Annotated in this window: 1 pseudogene; it reads right to left on the bottom strand. The window is 35.3% G+C overall.

The annotated features are described in order from the left end of the window. Positions 1–402 precede the first annotated feature (402 nt). Positions 403–675, bottom strand: a pseudogene (locus tag DWZ63_RS15390) (IS30 family transposase); the annotation flags it as partial.

Consider the following 675-nt stretch of genomic DNA (forward strand, 5'->3'; position numbering starts at 1 on the left):
GGTCAATTGTAAAAGTTAATTCCGCTTTGTAAGACTTACTTCCACCTTGTAGAATTAAATTCCATGAGGTGGAAGTTTTTTATTCCCAAAAGTATGGTTTTTCTATCAAAAATGCTATATAATATATCAAAAGCTGGAAAAATGCGCATCAAAATGAGAAGTCGAATGCACATGTTCATTATAAGAGTTAGTGAATTCCACCCCTAAAGAGAGTGTTATGGAGCTCATCACAACTGCGTAGGACTCCGGCCTTTTTATTGTTAATAAGGACATTTCTGCTGATACAGAAATCTTTATTCTTAATTTGCTTGGCTAATTTTCATCAAAATAGTATTAATCAGTCAAAATAAGACCAGAAGTGTGCGATGCACAAAGATAAAGAGCAGGGGTAACCCGGCTTTATTATCTGTTCTTAAGTAATTCCGGCTTAAGGATGATTTCGTTTGGTACTATTTTGTGAACGTCGAGCAAATCTAATATTTCTTTGCCATAGTAGAATTCAAACATTTCATAAGGTGATTTGTCACCAAGTTCAGGTCTTCCATATGAGTTGATGTGGTCCATCATAATATCTATTTGTGACTGGGTGTACTGCCCAAGGTCAGTGGATTTTGGAATAATTCTTCTTATGAATTCATGATTATTTTCACAAGCTCCTTTTTGACCGGGAGAAGA

The organism is Clostridium sp. AF34-13 (genome assembly GCF_003477845.1).
GTDB classification, from domain to species: domain Bacteria; phylum Bacillota; class Clostridia; order Lachnospirales; family Lachnospiraceae; genus Butyribacter; species Butyribacter intestini.